Origin of the sequence: Actinomyces ruminicola (genome assembly GCF_900103885.1) — a bacterium.
Lineage (GTDB): Bacteria > Actinomycetota > Actinomycetes > Actinomycetales > Actinomycetaceae > Actinomyces > Actinomyces ruminicola.
This window is the reverse complement of sequence record NZ_FNIM01000006.1, coordinates 20,713-41,269: the sequence shown is the minus strand read 5'-3', so window position 1 is coordinate 41,269 and position 20,557 is coordinate 20,713. Positions and strand designations below refer to the sequence as shown.

The 20,557-nt window shown below is 71.8% G+C and carries 13 protein-coding genes; 8 read left to right on the top strand and 5 right to left on the bottom strand.

Annotated elements, in window-relative coordinates; genetic code table 11:
• Positions 1-5: 5 nt before the first annotated feature.
• The gene (locus tag BLR49_RS06510; RefSeq protein ID WP_176765799.1) at positions 6-863 is read left to right on the top strand and encodes a TrmH family RNA methyltransferase; all 858 of its coding nucleotides are present in this window, start codon (positions 6-8) and stop codon (positions 861-863) included.
• A gap of 74 nt (positions 864-937) precedes the next feature.
• On the opposite strand, the gene BLR49_RS06505 is transcribed toward BLR49_RS06510, so the two are convergent.
• Entirely contained in the window at positions 938-2,497 is a 1,560-nt protein-coding gene (locus tag BLR49_RS06505; RefSeq protein ID WP_092535258.1) for a DUF349 domain-containing protein, read from the bottom strand.
• Between the two features lie 212 nt (positions 2,498-2,709).
• Between BLR49_RS06505 and BLR49_RS06500 the strand changes: the two genes are divergently transcribed.
• The 4 genes from BLR49_RS06500 (at position 2,710) to BLR49_RS06485 (ending at position 8,590) form a co-directional block, all read left to right on the top strand.
• Positions 2,710-3,534 carry an MBL fold metallo-hydrolase gene (locus BLR49_RS06500; RefSeq protein WP_092535256.1) on the top strand — a complete coding sequence of 275 codons (825 nt, stop codon included), beginning with the start codon at positions 2,710-2,712 and terminating at the stop codon, positions 3,532-3,534.
• A gap of 122 nt (positions 3,535-3,656) precedes the next feature.
• Positions 3,657-5,075 carry a histidine--tRNA ligase gene (gene hisS / locus BLR49_RS06495; RefSeq protein WP_092535253.1) on the top strand — a complete coding sequence of 473 codons (1,419 nt, stop codon included), beginning with the start codon at positions 3,657-3,659 and terminating at the stop codon, positions 5,073-5,075.
• A gap of 3 nt (positions 5,076-5,078) precedes the next feature.
• On the top strand, positions 5,079-6,854 hold the full coding sequence (locus BLR49_RS06490; protein ID WP_092535250.1) for a dynamin family protein: 1,776 nt from the start codon (positions 5,079-5,081) through the stop codon (positions 6,852-6,854).
• Entirely contained in the window at positions 6,851-8,590 is a 1,740-nt protein-coding gene (locus BLR49_RS06485; protein ID WP_092535247.1) for a GTPase, read from the top strand. Before BLR49_RS06490 ends, BLR49_RS06485 begins: the two co-directional genes overlap by 4 nt.
• Here the strand turns inward: BLR49_RS06485 and BLR49_RS06480 are convergent.
• Together BLR49_RS06480 and BLR49_RS06475 are read right to left on the bottom strand one after the other, a co-directional pair.
• Positions 8,558-10,162 carry a cation:proton antiporter family protein gene (locus tag BLR49_RS06480; RefSeq protein ID WP_092535244.1) on the bottom strand — a complete coding sequence of 535 codons (1,605 nt, stop codon included), beginning with the start codon at positions 10,160-10,162 and terminating at the stop codon, positions 8,558-8,560. The genes BLR49_RS06485 and BLR49_RS06480 overlap by 33 nt on opposite strands.
• Before the next feature lie 42 nt (positions 10,163-10,204).
• Positions 10,205-12,586, bottom strand: a complete 2,382-nt coding sequence (locus BLR49_RS06475; RefSeq protein WP_092535241.1) for a DEAD/DEAH box helicase — start codon at positions 12,584-12,586, stop codon at positions 10,205-10,207.
• 785 nt (positions 12,587-13,371) lie between these two features.
• Between BLR49_RS06475 and BLR49_RS13645 the strand changes: the two genes are divergently transcribed.
• From BLR49_RS13645 to aspS, 3 genes are all read left to right on the top strand, one after another.
• A complete protein-coding gene (locus BLR49_RS13645) occupies positions 13,372-15,345 on the top strand; it encodes a hypothetical protein (protein ID WP_245690518.1) in 1,974 nt (657 codons plus the stop codon).
• 40 nt (positions 15,346-15,385) lie between these two features.
• Positions 15,386-16,162 carry a hypothetical protein gene (locus BLR49_RS06465; RefSeq protein WP_143013718.1) on the top strand — a complete coding sequence of 259 codons (777 nt, stop codon included), beginning with the start codon at positions 15,386-15,388 and terminating at the stop codon, positions 16,160-16,162.
• Positions 16,163-16,267: 105 nt separating this feature from the next.
• Positions 16,268-18,043 carry an aspartate--tRNA ligase gene (gene aspS, locus BLR49_RS06460; protein ID WP_092535235.1) on the top strand — a complete coding sequence of 592 codons (1,776 nt, stop codon included), beginning with the start codon at positions 16,268-16,270 and terminating at the stop codon, positions 18,041-18,043.
• A gap of 86 nt (positions 18,044-18,129) precedes the next feature.
• Here aspS and BLR49_RS06455 read toward each other — a convergent pair whose 3' ends face one another.
• Together BLR49_RS06455 and BLR49_RS06450 are read right to left on the bottom strand one after the other, a co-directional pair.
• A complete protein-coding gene (locus BLR49_RS06455; RefSeq protein ID WP_092535232.1) occupies positions 18,130-19,689 on the bottom strand; it encodes a DUF6297 family protein in 1,560 nt (519 codons plus the stop codon).
• Positions 19,686-20,402, bottom strand: a complete 717-nt coding sequence (locus BLR49_RS06450) for an ABC transporter ATP-binding protein (RefSeq protein ID WP_092535229.1) — start codon at positions 20,400-20,402, stop codon at positions 19,686-19,688. Before BLR49_RS06450 ends, BLR49_RS06455 begins: the two co-directional genes overlap by 4 nt.
• Positions 20,403-20,557 lie beyond the last annotated feature (155 nt).

Here is a 20,557-nt window from a genome sequence, read left to right as displayed (position 1 = left end):
TGACGATGACGGGGAAGACGGCCGAGGGCGGACACGGGGACGTCTCCGGGGGAGAGGTCTTGGCCGACAGGGCCGCACCCGCCGCGCAGCGGATCGCCGACCTGGCCAAGGCGACCTCTCACCCCAGCAAGTCCCTCCTCGTGGAGGACTCGGAGACGCTGCTCAACGCCCTGCGCGCGGGGCTGAGGCTCAGCGGTGTGTACGTCCTGGACTCCGCGCGGCCCTCCCCGGAGCTCTTGGAGGAGTGCGGGCGCAGGCGGGTGCCGGTCACCGTCATGGCCGCCGGCCTGGCGACCGAGCTGTTCCGTTCCGATAAGCGCCCCGAGGTGTTCGGTGTCGCGCGGGTGCCCGCTGCGGTGGAGCCCGCGCAGCTGCTGGAGGGGGAGGGCGATCTGCTCATCCTCGACGGGGTTCGGATCGTCGGCAACATCGGGGCGATCGCTCGCAGCGCCTACGCCTTCGGGGCCGCCGGGATCATTCTCGTGGACTCCGGGCTGGCCTCCATCGCCGACCGGCGGCTGATCCGAGCCAGCCGCGGCTACGTGTTCTCCCTGCCGGTGGCGTTGATGGACTGGGACCAGGTGCGTTCCCTGGCGGCGGACTTCACCCGTGCCGGCGGTCACCTGGCCGCCCTGGACGCCGGGGCGACGGGCTCGCTGGAGCGGCTGGCGAGCTGGCAGGGCCGGCTAGCCCTGATCCTGGGGGCGGAGACCACCGGGCTCACGCCGGCGGCCCGCTCCTTGGCGCAGGCGACGGTGAGCATCCCGATGAATCCGGCGGTCGAGTCGTTGAACGTATCGGTCGCCGCCGGCGTGCTGCTGCACCGTCGCGCCTGGCGCAATCTCGCCGGGCTCGCGCAGTAGTCCAACGAGCACGGTAACGCGACGGCGGGCCCCTCCTCATGGTGCGGAGGGGCCCGCCGTCGTTGCCGCTCGGCTCAGGCGCGGGTGGTGCGGCGCACCTGGTCCAGCCAGGCGCGCCGTGCGGTCAGCGCGGCCTCCGCCTGCGCCTCCGCCTTGGCGTCGCCGGAGGCCTTGGCGGCGGCCAGGTCGGCCTCCAGCTCGGCGATGGAGTCCTCCAGCTGGCTGGCAAGCCCCTGGGCCCGGGCCATGGTCTCCGGGTCGGTGCGGCGCCACTCGGCCTGCTCCGCCCGGCGCAGCGCCTCTTCGACGGCGCGCATGCGAGACTCCAGACGGCGCACCGCGTTGCGGGGTACGCGACCGGCCTCGTCCCACGCCTCCTGGATGGGGCGCAGGGCCTTGCGAGCCGCCTTGGGGTCCTTGATCGGCAGCAGCGACTCGGCCTTGGCGGCCAACTCCTCCTTGACCTTCAGGTTACCGACGTACTCGGCCTCGGCGGCCTCGTCCTTGGCGCGCCGGGCGTCGTAGAAGACCTGCTGGGCGGCGTGGAAGCGCTCCCACAGGGCGTCGTCCTCCTTGCGGGAGGCGCGGCCGGCCTTCTTCCACTCATCCATCAGCTCCCGGTAGCGGGCGGAGGTGGCCGCCCAGTCCGTGGAGGAGGACAGCTCCTCGGCCCGCTTGATGAGGGCCTCCTTGGCCGCCTTGACCTTGGCCTGCTTGGCGTCCAGCTCACTGAAGTACTGGCGGCGGTGACGGTCGAAGGTGGTGCGGGCGTGGCTGAAGCGCTTCCACAGGGAGTCCTCGGAGGTGCGATCCAGGCGCGGCCCGCGCCGCTGCGCCTCCTTCCAGTTCTCCAGCAGGGTGCGCAGCTCGGCACCCGAAGACTTCCACTGGGTGCGGGCCGGGTCCTGCGCGGCCACCGCCTCGGCGCGCTCCACAATCGCGGTGCGGTCCTTCAGGGCCTGCTCCTTGGCGGCGGCGCGCTCGGCTGCGACCGCCTGACGACGCTCCATCGCCACGGACTTCAGCGCCGTGAACCGGGCACGCAGCGCCTCGAGGTCACCGACGGCGGCCGGCTCCTTGAGCGATTCGTCCAGGTTCTTGATGGTGGAGTCGATCTCCCGCACCGATAGGTGGGGAAGCCGGGCCGCGAACAGGTCGACCGTGGAACTCAGGTCCAGGTAACGGCGCACGTAGTAGGCCATGGCCTCGGCGATCGGCACGCCCGGGAACTGTCCCACCTCGCGCTCGGTGCCGCCGTCCTGCACGTAGACCCGGCCCTCGCCGTCGACGCGACCCCATTTGGCCGCGTCCATGGCGGCCTCCGGATCCACCGGCGGTTCCGTCGGCGCTGCCGGGTCGGAGGCGGCCGATCCGCCCTCGGACCGTGCAGCCGGTGCCTCGGCAGCGGCCGACGCCTGGGCGTCCGGCTCAGCCTGGGATTCAGCCTGGGGCTCGGTGGTGGTCTGGGCCTGCTCCGGCGTCGCTGCGGCCGCGGCGGGCTCGTTGGTTTCGGTAGCGGCCTGCTCGTCGGCGGGCGCCGTCGGCGTGGCCTCGGTAGCAGCCTGCCCGGTGGCGGTCGTCGGCTCCACCGCGGGCGTGGTGGACTCGGCCTGGGGCTGTGTCTGCTCGGTCATTGCGCTCCTTCACGGATCTGACGGGGTGGAAGCGGACAGTCCCGCTCCGTTCCGTTCACGTCCGGCGAGCTGCCGGACGACGACATGCCGCCGGAAGACGGCGGTCGAGGCTGAGCCTACCCGTCGGCGGGGCCTGGCGGTACCTGCCCGGTCGGCTGCGAATCATCCAGTAGCGGACACGGCGGCGAACTGGCTTCCATTAGCATGCCGTCATGCTCATAGAGCGCACTCTCGCCCCCGTCTTCGGAGCCAACTGTTACGTCCTGGCCGCTGAGCCGGGCGCCTGCGCCCTGGTGGTGGATCCGGGCGCCGGCGCCGCCCGCGGCGCCATGGCCCTGCTGCGCTCCCATGATCTGACCCTCGGCGCCATCCTGCTGACTCACGGTCACGCCGACCACGTTTGGGACGCGCAGCGGCTGATCGACGCCGCGGTCACCGAGGGCCGCGTAGCCTCCGGCGCGGACGGCGCGAGTGCCGGGACGAGCGTCCCGGTCTACATTCCCCGGCCGGATCTCTACCGGCTTGAGGACCCGGCCATCACCACCGGAATCACCGTGGACGGCATGACCTTCGCCGATCTGGCCGGCACCCCGTGGCTGCGACCGGCGGATGCGCGCCCTTTCCCACAGGACGGTTTTGGCCGCACCGTTGAGCTGGTTCCCGGGGTGGCGCTGCAGGCGGTGCCCGCGCCCGGCCACTCCGAGGGATCCACCCTGTTCTTCCTCAACGCCCAGCTGGGTGACAACCAGCTCCTGTTCGAAGCCGAGGTACTCGACGATCCGACCGACATCCCGGAGCGGGACTACCTGCTGGCGCTGGACGGGGACGTCATCTTCAAGGGCAGCGTGGGCCGCACGGATCTGCCCGGCGGGGACCAGTACCAGATGTGGGCGACGCTGCGGCTGCTGGCCACCGCCGTCGATCCCGCCACAGTGCTGCTGCCCGGCCACGGCGCGGCCACGACCATGGCGCACGAGCACCGGGCCAACCCCTACCTGGCCGAGGCCAAGGCGCGTGGCGGCGAGACCGGCGCGTGAGCGCCGGTCGGGGCGGGCACGGCGCACAACACGGCGAGACCGGCGCGTGAGCGCCGGTCGGGGCGGGCACGGCCATTCCACGCGCCGCTGTGAGTCAATGCACGGTGAGACGGCATGACACAATGCCGCCCATGGCAGTACAGGTCCGACAGGCGCAATCGTCCCTATCCGGTTTCCCCGAGTGGCTCCCCGCGGCCCGCATCGTCGAGGAGCACTTCATCGACACGCTGCGCCGCACCTTCGAGTTGCACGGGTTCTGCGGGATCGAGACCCGCGCCGTGGAGCCGCTGTCGGAGCTGACCCGCAAGGGCGAGACCAGCAAGGAGGTCTACCTGCTCTCCCGCCTGCAGGCAGACCCCGGGGAAGAGACCACCGACCCCGCCAGGCAGCTCGGGCTCCACTTCGACCTGACGGTGCCCTTCGCCCGCTACGTGCTGGACAACGCCGGCACCCTGCACTTCCCGTTCAAGCGCTACCAGATCCAGAAGGTCTGGCGCGGCGAGCGCCCGCAGGAGGGCCGCTTCCGCGAGTTCATCCAGGCGGACATCGACGTCGTCGGGGATGGCGCCCTGCCTCTGTACCACGACGTCGAGATGCCGCTGGTCATGCACGAGGCCCTATCCGCGCTGCCGATTCCCGCCGTCACCATCCACGTGTCCAACCGCAAGGTCGCGCAGGGCTTCTACCAGGCACTCGGAATCCGCGAGGAACAGCTGCCCGAGGTGCTGCGCGTGGTCGACAAGCTCGACAAGATCGGTGCGGGCCGGGTCGCCACCGAGCTGGTCGACGTCGTCGGCGTCACCCCCGCGCAGGCCGAGGCGGCACTGCGCCTCGCCGAGATCTCCGGCGCCGATCCCGAGCAGGTGCGCGCCGACGTCCTGGCTGCGCTGTCAGGCGCCGCCCCCACCGAGCTGCTGCTGCAGGGCCTGGACGAGCTGTCCGAGCTGCTGCGCTCGGCGGGTCGACGCCGCCCCGGCGCCATCGTCGCCGACCTGAAGATCGCACGCGGCCTGGACTACTACACGGGCACCGTCTACGAGTCCTTCATGGCCGGTCACGAGGACCTCGGATCGGTGTGCTCCGGCGGGCGGTACGACTCCCTGGCCTCCGACGGCAAGCGGACCTTCCCGGGCGTGGGCATCTCCATCGGGCTGTCCCGCCTGCTGGCCCGGGTGATCGGCTCCGGCATGCTGGAGGTGACGCGCGCTGTCCCCACCGCCGTCTTGGTCGCGGTCACCGACGAGGCACACCGCGGCGCATCCGACTCCATCGCCGACGCGCTGCGCTCCCGTGGCATCGCCGCGGACGTGTCGCCGACGGCCGCCAAGTACGGCAAGCAGATCCGCTTCGCGGACAGGCGCGGCATCCCGTACGTCTGGTTCCCGGGCGCCGACGGGGAGCCGGACTCGGTCAAGGACATCCGCTCCGGCGAGCAGGTCCGCTCCGACGCCGCCACCTGGATCCCCAGCGACGAGGCCGACCTGGCCCCGCGTCTGCACCCTGCCGGCGAGGCGGGCATCCAGGCGGGTGAACGGGACTGAGACATGCGCGCCGACACGGGGACTGAGCCGGCGCCTTCATCCGGCACCGGCGGCACTCGCGGTGCCGCGGCCGCCCTGCGCCGCCTTCAGGGCGACCTTGCCGACCTCGGCCTGCCGTACACGCTGGCGGGGGCGGACGCCGCCGCCAGCACGGCCCGGCTCGTGCACGACCAGCTCGGCGACTACGTCCTGCCCCGCCTGAGCGCCATGGACGCGCCGCTGCTCGCCGTCGTCGGCGGCTCGACCGGGGCGGGCAAGTCGGCCCTGGTGTCCTCACTCGTGCGCCGCCGCGTGGCCATCTCCTCCGCTGTTCGACCGACGACGCGCCGCCCCGTGCTGCTGCACGCCACCGGCGATGGTGCCTGGTTCGACGGTGACCGGGTGCTCGGCTCGCTGGCACACGTGCGCGTGGCCGAGGAGGCGCCACCGACTCCCGCGGGCGCGCGCACGGCCCGCGAGGTCGAGGTCCGGTCCTGCTCCGCCCTCCCGCAGGGGCTCGCCGTCCTGGACGCGCCGGACGTCGACTCCGTCGTTGACGAGAATCGGGAGCTTGCCGCCACCCTGCTGGCCGCCGCCGACCTGTGGGTCTTCGTCACCACGGCCTCCCGCTATGCCGACGCCGTCGCCTGGGAGCACCTGCGCGCGGCCGCGGAGCGTGACGTCGTCACCGCCGTCGTGCTGGACCGCGTCCCCGCGGGGGCCGGTGAGGCGGTCACCGAGGATCTGCGACGGCGCCTCGACGGCGCCGGCCTGTCCTCCTCGCCTGTCTTCGTCATACCGGAGACGGCGCTCGAACCCGGCGGCCTCCTGCCGGACGAGCACGTCGCGCCTTTGCGGCACTGGCTCGGAACGCTGGCGGCGGACACCGCTGCCAGGCGGGAGGTCGCCCGGCGCACCCTCGCCGGAGCGCTCGGCTCCGCCCTGGAGGGCATGGACGGTCTCCTGGAGGCGGTCCATGCCCAGCAGGAGGAATGCGACCGCCTGGCCGGCACTGCCACCACGGTCCACGCCGAGGCCCGCGACCGGGTCACGGCCGCCACGGAGAACGGCTCGTTGCTGCGCGGGGAGGTGCTCGCCCGGTGGCAGGAACTCGTCGGCACGGGTGAGCTCATGCGGGGGATCGAGGCGCGGGTCAGTCGCCTCCGCGACCGGATCACGGCAGCGGTGCTGGGGCGCCCGGCTCCGGCCGAACGCGTGGAGGAGGCCATCGAGTCCTCGCTGACGATCCTGCTGGTGAATGAGGCGCAGCGTGCGCGCCTGGAGACGGAGCGGGCCTGGAGACGGGCCGGCTCGGCCGCCTACCCGCTGTCGTCCGCCCTGTCCGCGCTGCCCACACACGCAGAGCGTGTCCGGCGCGCTGAGAAGCTCGTGCGCGACTGGCAGGGCGACGTCCTGAACATGGTCCGCGCCGAAGGAGCTGACAAGCGCCTGACCGCACGGCTGCTGTCGTTGGGGATCAATGGGGTCGGCGTCGCGCTCATGGTCGTCGTCTTCGCCCACACCGGCGGCCTCACCGGCGTGGAAGTGGGGATTGCGGGCGGCACCGCCGTCGTGGCGCAGCGCCTGCTCGAGGCGGTGTTCGGCGATCAGGCGATGCGTGACCTCGCCAGGCGCTCCCGCCTGTCCCTCGATGAGCGGGTGGCGGACTTCCTCGCCGAGCAGGAGGCCGTCTTCGTCCGCGCGCTGCCGGAGCCGTCCCCCGGGCCCGAGCAGCTCGCGGAGCATCTGGGCGAGGTCGCCGCCGCCGTCGAGCGGCTGATGGGAGAGGGGATGCGATGAGGAGCCGCCCGCGCGCCGCGGCAGGCGGGGGTGCCGTCGGCGAGGACCCGCTCGCGAGGCTCGCCCGCCTGGTGGAGATCGGCGACGACCTCCTGCCCGTGGATGCCATCGAGCCCGCCCGTGCCCTGCTTGAGCGCGCCGGGAAACGTCGGCTCATCGCCCCGGGCGTCAACGTGGTCGCGCTCCTAGGGGCGACGGGATCAGGCAAGTCGAGCCTCTTCAACGCGATCTGCGGGGCTCAGCTGTCGCCTGCCGCGGTCACCCGACCGACCACCACCCACCCACTGGCCGCCCTGCCCGCCTCACCGTCGCCTGAGACGGCTGGCGCGGTCGGGCGGCTCCTGGACTGGCTCGGGGTCCATGAGCGGGTCCGCCTGCCGGAGACCCCGGCCTGGGGGCCGGCCGCCGTCGGGGTGGGGGAGAGCACCGTCCTGCTGGATCTGCCCGACATCGATTCCGTTATCCGGGGGCACCGTGCCGTCGCTGAGCGGCTCGCCGGCCTCGTCGACATCCTCGTGTGGGTCCTGGACCCGGAGAAGTACGCGGACGCCGTCATCCACCACGACTTCATCGCACCGATGGCCGAGCATGCCGCCGTATCCGTCGTGGCGCTCAACCAGGTGGACCGCCTGACGGAGACCGAGCGGGAAGAAGCCGTGCGCGACCTCACCGCCCTGCTCGCCGCCGAGGGCCTGGACGGCGTGGACGTCGTCGAGGTGAGCGCTCGTACCGGCGAGGGCGTGCAGGAGCTGCGCGCCCGCATCCGCGCGGTCGCCGACTTGGAGGACGTGACCCAGGCGCGCCTTGCCGCCGACGCGAGGACGCTGGCCGCCCGGGCTCGCGACGTGCTCCGACAGGAGCCCGCGGACGCACCGGGGCCCGCCGAGGCCGCAGGGGTTGAGGCCCTTGAGGCGGCGGCCCGCCGTGCCGTGGGCACGGACCGCGTCGCCGACGCCGTCGGCGCCTCCATGCGGCTGGAGGCCGCCCGTCGCGTCGGCTGGCTGCCCCTGCGCTGGCTCTCACGCCTGCGCCAGGACCCGCTGCGGGCCCTGCACCTGGGGGCCGACGTCCGCAGGCGCAGGCCGCCGTCCTCCAGCCGGGAGGCGCCGATCTCGCGCACATCCCTGCCCGCGCCCGACGCGGCCGCCGACGCGGCACTGCGCGCGGCCGTACACGCCTACACGGCGCAGCGGACCCGGCACCTGCCCGCGGTGGCGCAGGAGCAGGCCCTTGACCGCCTGAGTGCGCGGGCCGAGCAGCTCTACGACCGCCTGGACGCCGCCGTGGGAGGCACGGACCTGGAGCAGGCCCGCCGCCCGCGCTGGTGGCGGGCCGCGAATGCCCTGCAAGTGCTCCTGGCGTGCGCGGCACTCGTCGGCGGCTGCTGGCTGGCGCTTCTTCGAGTCATGGACCGCTACCTGCTGCTTCCGGTGGATCCGCCGCGCTGGGGACACGTCCCCTGGCCTACCGTCCTGCTCCTGGGCGGCCTGTTGGTCGGCCTGGCGCTGGGAGTCGTCGGCACGAGCCTGGCGCGTGCCGGGGCCGCCCGCCGCCGCAGACGCGTTCGTGCGCGCCTGCACCGGGGGGTGGCGGAGGCGGTACGGACGACGCTGACCGACCCCCTGGACCAGGAGAGCGCTCGTTTCGAGGAGGTCGCGACTCTCGTAGACGGACTGTGCTCGCCGACCCGTCGCGGTTACGGATCAGGCGGGAGTGGCACCGTCCCGGCCGGGTGATCCGGCGGCGGACGGAAGCGCCTCGGCCGCGCGGGCGAGCGCCTCGCCGGCGCCCTCATAGAGGTTGATGACGGCGTCCACGCCCGCGGCCCGCATGGCCGAGGCCTCGTCGTCGTAGCGGGCGATGGCCAGGACCCGGCCGTCGAAATTGAGGCGTCCCAGCCATTCCAGTACGTGCACGTTGGCGCCCGGCTCGGACATGGCCAGCACCACCGTGGCTACGTGCACGGCCTCCAGCCGCTCCCAGAACTGGCGATCGGTGGCGTCCGCCTCCAGGACGTTGAAGCCCTGGCGCGCGAGCTCCTCCACCTTGGTGGCGTCGTTGTCGATGCCGAGCACGCCCTTCTGCCCGTCGGCGTACAGCCGCGTGTATGTGGAGCGCCCGGCCCGCCCCATGCCGAACACAACGGTGCACACGCCCTCGAGCCGCAGCGGGCGCTCGTCGGGGTGCAGTCTGCCGGCCGGGCGGTGGGGGAGCAGCCCCGACATCCATTCCACCAGGGCGGCCGGCTTGTGGTTGACCATGGCGGACACGACGAAGGACAGTGCCAGGGCCAGGGAGACCGCCGTGGGCCACTGCGCGCCGAGCAGCCCGTGGTCGGTGGCGGTGTTCACCACGATGAGTGCGAACTCGCTGTAGGCGGTCAGGGCCAGGCCGGTGAGCACCGAGGTGCGCCGCCGCATCCCCAGCACCCGCACCACCAGGGTGTAGATGAGCGAGCGCACCGGCAGCAGGAGCAGCAGCGCGCCGGCGAGCGCGAAGGCGGCCGTCCCGGGGACGCCGTCCAACCCGATGGCGAGGAAGAACCCCACCAGCAGCAGCTCCTTGATGGTGAACAGGGCGCCGGAAAGCTCCTTGGCGGCAGGGTGGGGGGCCAGCAGCGCGCCCATGATCAGGGCGCCCAGATCGCCGTCGACGCCGACGAGGTCGAACAGCAGGTAGCCGGGCAGCAGCGCCATCGACATGCCGAACAGGGCCCGCATTTCCCGATGGTCAATGCGGTCCAGCACCTTCCCGAACAAACGGGACGCCGGCCACAGCAGCACCAGGGCGGCCGCCCAGGGGCTGGGCAGGCGACCGGAGGCGGCGGTCATGTAGGCGACGGCGGCGATGTCCTGGAGCACCAGTACGCCGATGGCGATGCGCCCGTACAGGGAGCCGGAGTCGTCCCGCTCCTCCAGAAGCTTGACGACCACCACGGTGGAGGAGAAGGACAGGGCGAAGCCGACGGCGGCGACGCCTGCCGGCGTGGTGGCACCGAGGTCCAGGCCGAGAGCCAGCAGCGCGGCCACGAGCGCCGTCCCCAGGAGGGTCAGCACCGCGATCACGATGGCGGCCGTGCCGACGACCTCCTTGCGGCGCAGAACCCGCAGGTCGAGCTTGAGCCCGATGGTGAACAGCAGCACCGCCACCCCGAGGTCGCCGAGGATCTCGACGAACTCCAGATTCGGCAGCGGCGAGGATCCCAGCAGGAAGCCTGCGGCCAGGAACCCGACCAGCGGAGGTAGGCGCAGCAGGGTGGCGGCGAAGCCGAACACCACCACGGCGAGCAGATACACGGCCGGGATCATGCTGTGGTCCTCTCGTCCGCGGCCGGGCTCCTGGCTAGGGCGTCACCGCCCGTCGCGGTTACCGCGGAAGCCGCCCTTGCGACCGCCGTCCCAGCCGCGATTGCCCCAGCGGCCGCTCCTGTCATTCCTGTCACTGCGGCGGTCGTCGCGGTCGTAACGACGCTTGAAACCACCGCGGTCATAACGTCCGGCACCGCGGTCGTTATTCCGTCCGCCCCGGTATCCGCCACCGGACCGACCTCCGCGCTGGCCATTGTCCCAGCCGTGTCCCGGGCCCTCATCCACGCGGATACGCAGTTCCCGACCGGCGAAGGTGGCGTGGCGCATGCTCTCCAGCTGCTCCTCGCTCAGCGGCGTGTGGATCTCCACCAGCGAGAAGGACTGCAGGATATCGATCTTGCCGATGTCGGAGCCGGAGATGGAGCCCTCGTTCGCCAGCGCGCCGACGATCGCGCCGGGCAGCACGCGGTCACGGTGGCCGACCTCGATGCGGTAGACGGTGCCGGAGCCCTCGTCGTGATAGCGACGGCCACCGCGGCTAGCGCCGGGCTTGCCATCGATACGGTCCGTGCGGCGTCCACGCCGGTCATCCCGGCCGCCCTCGAAGGAGGCGGATACGAAGGAGCCATCTTCGTCCAGGAGCTCCTCCCGGTTTCCGCGCCGGGGGCGGTCCTCCTCTCTACGGCGGCGGGGTCCTTCGTCGCCGACGGCGAGCGCCAGCAGGGTGGCGGCGAGCTCGTCGGCGCCGATCCCGAGCTCCTCGCTCTTGGCGGCCACCAGCTGGGCGTACATGTCCAAGCGACCACGCTCGCGCCGAGCGGCGGCGCGGTCCAGCAGCTTGCCGGCCCGGTGCTCGGAGACGTCCGCGGGGGAGGGCAGCGTGATCTCCTCCAGGCGGGTGCCGGTCAGGCGCTCGATCTGGCGGAGCTTGCCCTTCTCCTTGGGGGTCAGGAAGGTGACCGCCTCACCGTGGCGGCCGGCGCGGCCGGTGCGTCCAATGCGGTGCACGTAGGCCTCCGCCTCGCGGGGGACGTCGAAGTTGACGACCAGTCCGATGCGGTCGACGTCCAGGCCGCGAGCGGCGACATCGGTGGCCACCAGCACGTCGAGCGTGCCGGCGCGCAGGCGCTCCACTAGGCGCTCGCGCTCCCGCTGGGGCACGTCGCCGGAGATGGCGGCGGCCTGGATGCCGCGGCCGGCCAGCTCAATGGCCACGTCTTCAGCCGTGGACTTGGTGCGCACGAACACCAGGGCGGCCTCGGCGTCGGTTACTGCCAGCACGCGGGCGGCGGCCCCGATCTTGTGGCGGAAGGGCACCACGGCGTACGTCTGGTGGACGGTGTCCACGGTGGAGGACTGACGGGCGACCTCCACGCGTACCGGGTCGTCCAGGTGCTGGCGGGCAACTGCCTGGATGGCGGGCGGCATGGTGGCGGAGAACAGGGCGGTGCGGCGCTGCTGGGGCAGTGAGGCGGCGATGGTCTCGACATCCTCGGCGAAGCCCATGCGCAGCATCTCGTCGGCCTCGTCGAGCACGAAGTACTTCACCTCCGCCAGCGACAGAGCGCCCTTCTCGATCAGGTCGATCACGCGCCCGGGAGTGCCGACCACTACCTGGGCGCCGTCCCTCAGGGCGCCGATCTGCGGTCCGTAGGGCGCGCCGCCATAAACCGCGACGACGTCCAGGCCACGCGAGCGGGCGGCCATGTCGGTGATGGCCTCGGCGCTCTGGAGCGCGAGTTCGCGGGTGGGGGCCAGCACCAGGGCCTGCACGGCGTCGTCGCGGGTGTCGACGGCGTCCAGCAGCGGCAGGCCGAAGGCGGCCGTCTTACCAGTGCCGGTCTGGGCGATGCCGACGACGTCGCGACCGGCCAGCAGCACGGGGATGGCCTCGCGCTGGATGGCCGTGGGGGTAGTAAAGCCCATGTCCTTGACGGCCTTGAGCAGGTCGGCGGGCAGGCCCAGGTCGTCGAAGGTGACGTCCTCGGGCGCTTGGGCGGGCTCATCACCGTCATCGTCGTCCTCATCGGAATCGATGAACGGAGCGTGTCCGTCGACGTCGTCCTCGGCGATGTCTGCGTCGCCCTCATCATCCGACTCGTCCGCGGCCTCGAGCTCCTCGGGATCGGACTCGGGCAGGTTCAGGTCGACGTCGTCGGCCTCCTCCTCGTCCTCCAGGCCCTCGGGGTCTTCGGGCGAGTCGGAGGAGGCGGGGGTGTCGAAGGACTCCGCGGACGGCGGCGAGACGAAGGCCAGGTCGCGGGGCGCGGCAACGGCCTCGGGTCCGTTGGCGTCGGGGGCGGAGCCCCGGGAGGGGTTCTGGGCGGCGCCCTCGATCTCGGCGCTGAACAGGTCGTCAATGCCGAGAGGGGCGTCGTCGGGGGTGCCGAAGGGCGCAGTAGGCCCAGTCGGGGTGGCTGTCATTGTCTGTTCCCGTATCTGGTTCCGCTTTGGGGAACCGGTCGCGGAGTGTGGGGGAAACCGGATGGTCTCCGCTCTTGCCGCGCCGCACCCACCACACTTGCCCGGCGCCCGGCCGAGGTCGACAACGGGGACTCCTGGGCTTCACGTACCAACTCACGGGATCACGCTCGGCGCTGCGCATGTCAAGCGGCAGAACGAGCCGTGAACGGGGCTCACAGCACGGATCACTCCTGGCGCCCAGCTTAGGGGTGTGTGGGCGTGAATTGCCGCCTCCCGCACAAGCTCACACGTGAGTCCGGTCTCGCGGACTCGGCGGCCCGGGCCTTCGTAGATGTAACCGATACCTTCGAGATGATAATGGTACATCCGAGAAGAAGGTGCGCCGTTAAGACTCGGCGGTTGGGGCATTCCTTGCCATCACGGGGAACATCACCGGTCGGGGCGGGGCGGCGGGCGGCCGCCGGTCGTGCCGCGTGTGGGTGATACGCCGCACGCTCCCGGCATTTCAGTGTCGTTCAGACAATTTGGGAGATACGATCGAAGCGCGTTGGGGGTGACCCACACGTATCGACTCCCGAGCTCCCCGAAGGCCCTGTGTTCGAGGTTCCCGAGGTCGCTTGAGAGCATGCGGGTTGTTCCCATCGTCACCGTGACCGTGCCTGTGCCGCAACGGTTCCCGAACAGACCAAGGCCAACAGACGAGTTCCGTATCGATGACCTATCTTCCGCGCCACTCCAAGGCAGCTCGCACAGCCCGCAGACCAGTACTGCGAGCCGCGCTCGCCGTGCCAACTGTGCTCGGAGTCATCCTGACCGCCTCCGCCGGAGTGGGCGCCGTGGCCGTCGCCGACCAGTGGGCGTCGGCTCCCGCGCACGCCGCGGAGCAAGCGGCGGCGACCGTTCCCGCCGCAGCCGCGACGCCGTACACGGCGAGCCCCCCGGACGATACGTCGGGCGCCCTCCCGTCCCGGACCGCGGGGGCGCAAACGACAGCTCCGGTCGACATGACCGCGCCCGCATCGGCGCTGGACGAGGCAATCGCCGACCCCCAGGAAAACGCCGCCGGGCCGGCACCGGCCGCCACAGAGGATCCGGGCGCTGCACCCACGGCGGTGGCGGCACAGGAGCGGAGCGAGAAGACGGTCGCAGTGAGGAGCCCGGGCGCAAGCTACGTCTCCTCCAGCAGCACAGACCGGCCGCTGCTGATGTTCTCCGGCTGGAAGGACGAGGCGGGGCGGCCGCTGGGTGCGAAGGGGACGGTCAGCACGGCGGTGCAGGTGCGGTTGGTCGCCGAGTCCGGGGCGGCGCAGTCGGCTACCATCTATCCGGCCTTCACCCATGGCCGCTCCGACTACGCCCTGCCGCTGTGGCCGTTTACGCAGGCCATGGACGCCCACACCGCCACATACACCTTGCAGTGGCGGGAGTCGTCATCGGCCGAGTGGGTGACCGTCGACACGCTGCTCATGGACGTGCGGCTGCCGGAGGCCACTGCGGGAGCAACTCTGAGTTACACCAACGGTGTCTTGGTCGGCGTCGGCTGGTCCTTCGACCGTAGTACCAATATCTCCGGCAGCTTCAAGGTCGCGCTCGCGGTGACCGACCCCAATGGCAGCACCAGCCCGGTGACCGTGCGCGCCCGCTTCTGCGGCACCTACTTCACCGTCTCCGCGGAGGCCTTCGAGGCCGCCGGGGTGTCACTGGGAGCCGGGTACGTCGTCTCTGCCACCCCTGGCGACGGTGCGGCCGGGGCCGTGTCGGTGCGGATAGCGGGAGCCGGCGAGGACCGGCCCACCGCGCAACCGACCGACGCCACGACGGCGCCCGCAACGCAGCCCTCCGACGCGGCGACAGACCGACCCACCGACGTGCCGTCAGCAGAGTCCACCACCGAGCCCTCTGCGGCGCCCTCCGACCTGCCGTCCGTGCAGCCGCAGCCATCGGAAGGCGCGGTGCCGAGTGGGCAGGCAGTGACCCAACCGGAGGCTTCGGCCACCACCACGGCGGATGACGCCGCGCCCGGGAAGCAGCCGGAGGCCGCTCCCTCCGCCGCGGCAGCGGATGCCGACTCGAACACGGCTCAGGCCAACTTTGACGTGCTCAACGAAGGCATCGACATCGACCCGCTCATAGTGCAGGAGACGACCACGTCCTCAAGTGCGCGGGCGGGGACCGCCAGTGCCTCTCAGCCCGATTCGCGCGACGTGTCGGCGGCGCCGCCGGCAGAGGCGGAGGATGTCGACGCCAATGCGCGCCCGAGCAGCGCCCCGGCGTCGCCCGTCCAGGACGCCAGCGAGCTCGGGCCCGACAACGCGGGCTCACTGTCCGGCACGCGGCAGGGCACAACCATCACGCTGATATTTCCGTCGGCCAAGGTTAGCGAGGGCGACTGGGTGGCCGTGTTCGTGTTCCCGGGCGCGACTACCGCCGGCTGGGTCCAGGTCGATGCGAACAATTCCGTTTCCGTGGACATCTCCACCCTCGACCCGGGCAGCTACAAGATCGCCGTGGGTAACCGCGACTCTGAGCTGCTGGGGTGGGCCCAGCTGGAGATCGCCGAATCCGCAGGCGTTCAGAGCTCCGACGGCACTGGCATCACGCTGACCGTGGGCGAGGACCTGACCGGTGACGGCGCGCTGGGTGCCGACGGCTGGAAGCTCGTGTCTGCCGGCCTGCTGCTGGCGCTTGGTGCCGCATCATTCTTCATGCTCGCGATTCCGACGCTGCGCGGAACTGGAACGCGAATCACTCGTCGATAACGTGTATGCTCGTTACGGCGGCGTAACGAGAGGAGGGGGCGTGCTACAAGGGCTGCGGATCGCCGTGTCGCGCGTGCGTCGGCTGCGTGGCCGCCCACTTGCGCTCGTGGTGGTACTCGCCGGGGTGCTGGCGCTTGTGCCTGCCGCGGGCGCGCGCGCTGATTCAGCCATGGGCGGCTCGACCATGGGAACCGCCTCCACGGTCAGTCCCTCGACTATTGCCGTCGGTGGCACGCTCACCTATACGCTCTCGGGCTTCCCGGAGGGTGCCACCGTCGAGATCCTGGTCGACGACGGCGACCTCGCGCCCGGTGGTGAGTCGGGGGCGATAAGCGAACTCACCGTCGGTGAGGACGGCACCTACTCCGGGGCTGTTGAGCTGCCCGCATACGTCTCCAAAGGACCCCACTGGCTGCGCTTCCGGGTGACGGCGGGCGAGGACATTCCGACCAACGCCGTACGGACTCTCGATTACACCAACAAGAGCCCATACTTCACCGTCGCCGACGTCACCATCATCGGCGGCGAGTCGCGGACCAATCTGCCGACGCAGCAATCCGCCGGGGACACCGTGTCATCCGTTACGGCCACGGCAACGCAGACCGCAGCGGCGGCCGGCCCGGCGGCCGCGGCCGGGGGAGATACCGATGGCTCCGCCACCGGCGGCAGCAACTGGGCGTCCGCCTCGCTGCCGGTGGTGACCACGGTGTTGTTCGCGCTGGCGGCGGTCCTGCTGGTGCTGACCGTCATCGTGCTGATCGAGCGCCGCCGCCTGACCGCCTACGAACGCGAGCTCGAATACGCGGCCCGGCGCTGAAGCGAGGGCTTGGCCGGGCGTAGTATCGCCGCCGGCGCCCGCCCGTCTCGCGGTGCGCCCCGCCGGGCGCCGGCTCAGCGTCCCCAACGGAAGGAAAACAGCATCGTGATGCGATCCCGCGACGCAGGAACCCTGCGCGCCGCCGACATCGGCCAGGTCGTCACTCTCGCCGGGTGGGTTGACCGCCGCCGCGACCACGGCGGCGTCGCCTTCATAGATCTGCGCGACGCCTCCGGCATCGCCCAGGTCGTGATCCGCGAGGAGGTCGCCCACGACCTGCGCGCCGAGTACGTGCTGAAGGTCACCGGCGAGGTGTCCGCCCGCCCCGAGGGCAACGCCAACCCGAACCTGCCCACCGGGGAGATCGAGGTCGTCGTCTCCGACGTCGAGATCCTCAACCCGGCCGCCGCGCTGCCCTTCCAAGTCTCCGACCACGCCGAGGACTCCGGCCAGGTGGGTGAGGAGACCCGGCTGAAGTACCGCTACCTGGACCTGCGCCGTTCCCCCATGCAGCACGCCATCCGCCTGCGCTCCAAGGTCTCCCGGGCGGCCCGCCGGGTGCTGGACGCACACGACTTCGTAGAGATCGAGACGCCCACCCTGACGCGGTCCACCCCCGAGGGCGCCCGGGACTTCCTGGTTCCGGCGCGTCTGGCTCCGGGCTCCTGGTACGCCCTGCCACAGAGCCCCCAGCTGTTCAAGCAGCTGCTCATGGTCGCAGGCATGGAGCGTTACTACCAGATCGCCCGCTGCTACCGCGACGAGGACTTCCGCGCCGACCGCCAGCCGGAGTTCACCCAGCTCGACGTCGAGATGAGCTTCGTCGACCAGGAGGACGTCATCGCGGTGGCCGAGGATGTGCTGAAGGAGGTGTGGGCCCTGATCGGCTACGATCTGCCCACCCCGATCCCGCGCATGACCTATCGCGACGCAATGGAGCGCTACGGCACCGACAAGCCGGACCTGCGCTTCGGCTGCGAGCTGGTGGACCTGACCGACTTCTTCAAGGACACCACCTTCCGCGTCTTCCAGAACCCCTATGTGGGCGCCGTCGTCATGCCCGGTGGAGCCTCGCAGTCCCGCCGCACCTTCGACGCCTGGCAGGAGTGGGCCCGCCAGCGGGGCGCCCGTGGCCTGGCCTATGTCACTGTCGCCGACGACGGCACCCTGGGCGGTCCGGTTGCCAAGAACATCACCGACGCCGAGCGGGCCGGCCTGGCGCAGGCCGCCGGCGCGCAGCCGGGCGACTGCATCTTCTTCGCTGCCGGAGGTGTGGACGCCTCCCGTGCCCTGCTGGGCGCCGCCCGTTTGGAGATCGGCAAGCGCTGCGGACTCATCGACGAAGACACCTGGTCCTTCGTCTGGGTGGTGGACGCGCCCCTGTTCAAGCCGTCGGCCGAGGCCAAGGCGGAGGGTGACGTCGCGCTGGGCAAATCCGCCTGGACCGCGGTCCACCACGCCTTCACCTCGCCCAAGCCGGAGTGCCTGGACACCTTCGACACCGACCCCGGCTCCGCACTGGCCTATGCCTACGACATCGTGTGCAACGGCAACGAGATCGGCGGCGGCTCCATCCGTATCCACCGCCGTGACGTGCAGGAGCGCGTCTTCAAGGTGATGGGCATCGGCCCCGAGGAGGCCCAGGAGAAGTTCGGCTTCCTGCTGGACGCCTTCAAGTTCGGTGCCCCGCCGCACGGCGGCATTGCCTTCGGCTGGGACCGCATCGTCTCCCTGCTCACCCACGCCGACTCCATCCGCGACGTCATCGCCTTCCCCAAGTCCGGGGGCGGCTACGACCCGCTGACGGACGCACCCGCACCGATCACCCCCGAGCAGCGCAAGGAGGCCGGTGTCGACGCCGTCCCCGACAAGGAGGGATGACGGCCTGAACCGCGGGTGACCGCGCGGGACCGACACGCGGGCGGGGCCACAACGGCCCCGCCCGCGTCTGCGTTGCGAGTGACAGGTCACCACCGCATCCGACGGCCCGTTAGCAGTCCCCAGGCGACGACGACGCCACTGGCCGCCAGCTGAACGCCCAGCAGTTGCGCCGTAGGCGGCGTGCCCAGGGCCAGCAGGGCGGTCGGCAGGCCGGCCAGGGCGGCGGCGTCGGGACCGCTGACCAGCATTTCCACCACTCCCGGCGGCACCGAGCCGACCGGGGAGGCCACCAGACCCAGCGAGAAGTCCGGTGTCGGGCGGAATCCCGATCGCAGTGCCGCGCCCGCCCAGCCGCAGCCCGCCAATGCCGCCAGACCCAGCGCCGCCAACACCTCGCCGGACGTGGGCGCCGAGGGCCTCGCGCACAGTTCGACAGTCACCGCCGACAGCGCCCAGGCGGTCATGACCGCCGTCGGCATGAGCAGGTGCCCGCACCTGACCAGCAGGGGACCGGCGGGCCAGGACGCGTCGGCCCCGCCGTCGAACCAGGCGCGCCGAGCGGGCTCGGCGACGGCCAGGACCGCGACCCAGCCGCCGACCAGGTGAAAAGCGACGGCACTGACCGCACCGACGCCGTCGGACAACAGAGGGAATACCGCGATGACCAAGCCCACCAGCAGTTGCAGTCCCCGCCGTGGCTGGCGGCACAGCAACAGCCAGTCGGCCTGGGCTACGCAGAACACCGGGCGCAGGGCCCGCGGCAGCCGACCGGCCAGCCGGGCCAGCGGCAGGTGGGAGGAGGCGGCGGGGCGGCGCGCCGGAGCGGACAGCAGACGGCCGAGGGCACGGGTGTCCAGCGACAGTACGGAGACCTGCGCCCCTCGGCTGCGGGCGGCTACCTCCAGCAGGTGCGCATCAGGCAGATCAACCAGTCGGGGCCGCAGCCGTCGCCACCACAGCGCGGCCACCAGGCACATGAGCAGACCGATGACCGCGAGCAGAAGGCCGCCCTCGCGACGCGGGAAGGGCAACCGCACGACGTCGGCCGCCAGGGCGGCGGTGGCCGCCCCCAGCAGCGCGGTCCTGGCGCCGCGGCCGTCGGTGCCCGCCAGCTGCGCACGAAGCAGCAGCAGAAGCAGGATCCCGCCGCAGCCGGCTCCGAACAGGACCATCCCGGCCGCCGTCGTCGGCGTGCTGGCCGCGACCACCGCCAGCAGCAGCCCGGTGGCGCTGCCAACGGTCAGTGCCACGGCCGCCTCCACCCACGCCACGGGTTCGAGCAGCCCGCGGCGGTCACCGGGCAGGTCCAGCCACCAGGCCGCCTCGTAGGGACGCAGGAACAGCGGCCCCAACCGCCGCAGCGGTTCCAGGATCAGAACCACCGAGACCAGCGCCAGCAGCAGCGCGGCCCAGGCCGGGTCCACACCCGACAGTCCTTGCCCGCCTCCCTCCGGTACGGAACCGGTTCCCAGCCGGCCTAGGTAAGGCACGACCATGGCGCCCAGTACGACGATGGCCAGCCCGGCGTCATAGATGTCTCCGACCAGCGCCCAGGGGCTGCGCGTGCGGACGGTGCGTACGCGCACCCAGCGGCGCAGATCCCACCCCGTGGGGAGGGCGGGGGAGCAGCGGCCGCGGGCGCTCACAGCTCGCCCTCGGTCATGGCGCGCACCCCGTCGGCGACGCTCAGCAGGCGGGTGGCGGCGCCCACCAGCAGCACGCCCGTAGCGGCGGTGCGCACGAAGTCGGCGTCGTGGCAGGCCATCAGGACTCCCACCCCGGCCTTCCGCTCGGCCGCAACCCGGTGGGCGAGGGCGCGGCGGGTCACGTGGTCCAGGCGCTGCTCGGGCTCGTCCATGACCAGAACACGACGCGGTCGGGCCAGCACCGCGGCCAGGGCGAGGCGCCGCCGCTGCCCCGACGACAGTTCATCGGGGAGGGCATTGGCCAGCTGAGCCAGGTTGAACTCCTCCAGCAGGTCGCCGGTGGTTCGCTCCGCATCGGGCACGCCGTGGCCGTAGCAGACCAGTGCCAGGTGCTCGGCCACGGTGAGAGTGGGGAAGAAGGACTCCTCGCCCATGTCGCGGGCCACCGCCCGGCGCTGTCGGCTCGAGCGTGAGTCGGGAACCCGCCCCAGCAGCGTCACCTCCCCTTCCACGAGCGGGAGCAGGCCGACGCAGGTGCGCAGCAGTGTGGACTTGCCGGCACCGTTCACGCCGACCAGCGCGAGCGCCTGGCCGGAACGCAGCGTGAAGCTGGCCGGGCCGCATACGGCATTACCGCCGTAACCGACCGCAAGATCGCGGGCGGTGATCAGCACCTGCCCGCTCGAGGCAGGCGGACTGGTCCTGGGCATCATGGTCCTCCTCGACCTGAGCGACTGCGGCCGATGCTACCGGCGCCGGGACCAACCGGTGCAGTGCCCATCGTGCAAAGCACGACCTTGGGGTACGTTCCACGACCCCCGGGTGGTCGTGATCTGTACCCCAAGGTCGTGGAGTGTCACTGCGGTCG

Bases quoted from the DNA above. Each gene is read 5' to 3' on its own strand.
- BLR49_RS06510 (WP_176765799.1), top strand. From the start codon at position 6: ATGACGGGGAAGACGGCCGAGGGCGGACACGGGGACGTCTCCGGGGGA.
- BLR49_RS06505 (WP_092535258.1), bottom strand. From the start codon at position 2,497: ATGACCGAGCAGACACAGCCCCAGGCCGAGTCCACCACGCCCGCGGTG.
- BLR49_RS06500 (WP_092535256.1), top strand. From the start codon at position 2,710: ATGCTCATAGAGCGCACTCTCGCCCCCGTCTTCGGAGCCAACTGTTAC.
- hisS (WP_092535253.1), top strand. From the start codon at position 3,657: ATGCCGCCCATGGCAGTACAGGTCCGACAGGCGCAATCGTCCCTATCC.
- BLR49_RS06490 (WP_092535250.1), top strand. From the start codon at position 5,079: ATGCGCGCCGACACGGGGACTGAGCCGGCGCCTTCATCCGGCACCGGC.
- BLR49_RS06485 (WP_092535247.1), top strand. From the start codon at position 6,851: ATGAGGAGCCGCCCGCGCGCCGCGGCAGGCGGGGGTGCCGTCGGCGAG.
- BLR49_RS06480 (WP_092535244.1), bottom strand. From the start codon at position 10,162: ATGATCCCGGCCGTGTATCTGCTCGCCGTGGTGGTGTTCGGCTTCGCC.
- BLR49_RS06475 (WP_092535241.1), bottom strand. From the start codon at position 12,586: ATGACAGCCACCCCGACTGGGCCTACTGCGCCCTTCGGCACCCCCGAC.
- BLR49_RS06450 (WP_092535229.1), bottom strand. From the start codon at position 20,402: ATGATGCCCAGGACCAGTCCGCCTGCCTCGAGCGGGCAGGTGCTGATC.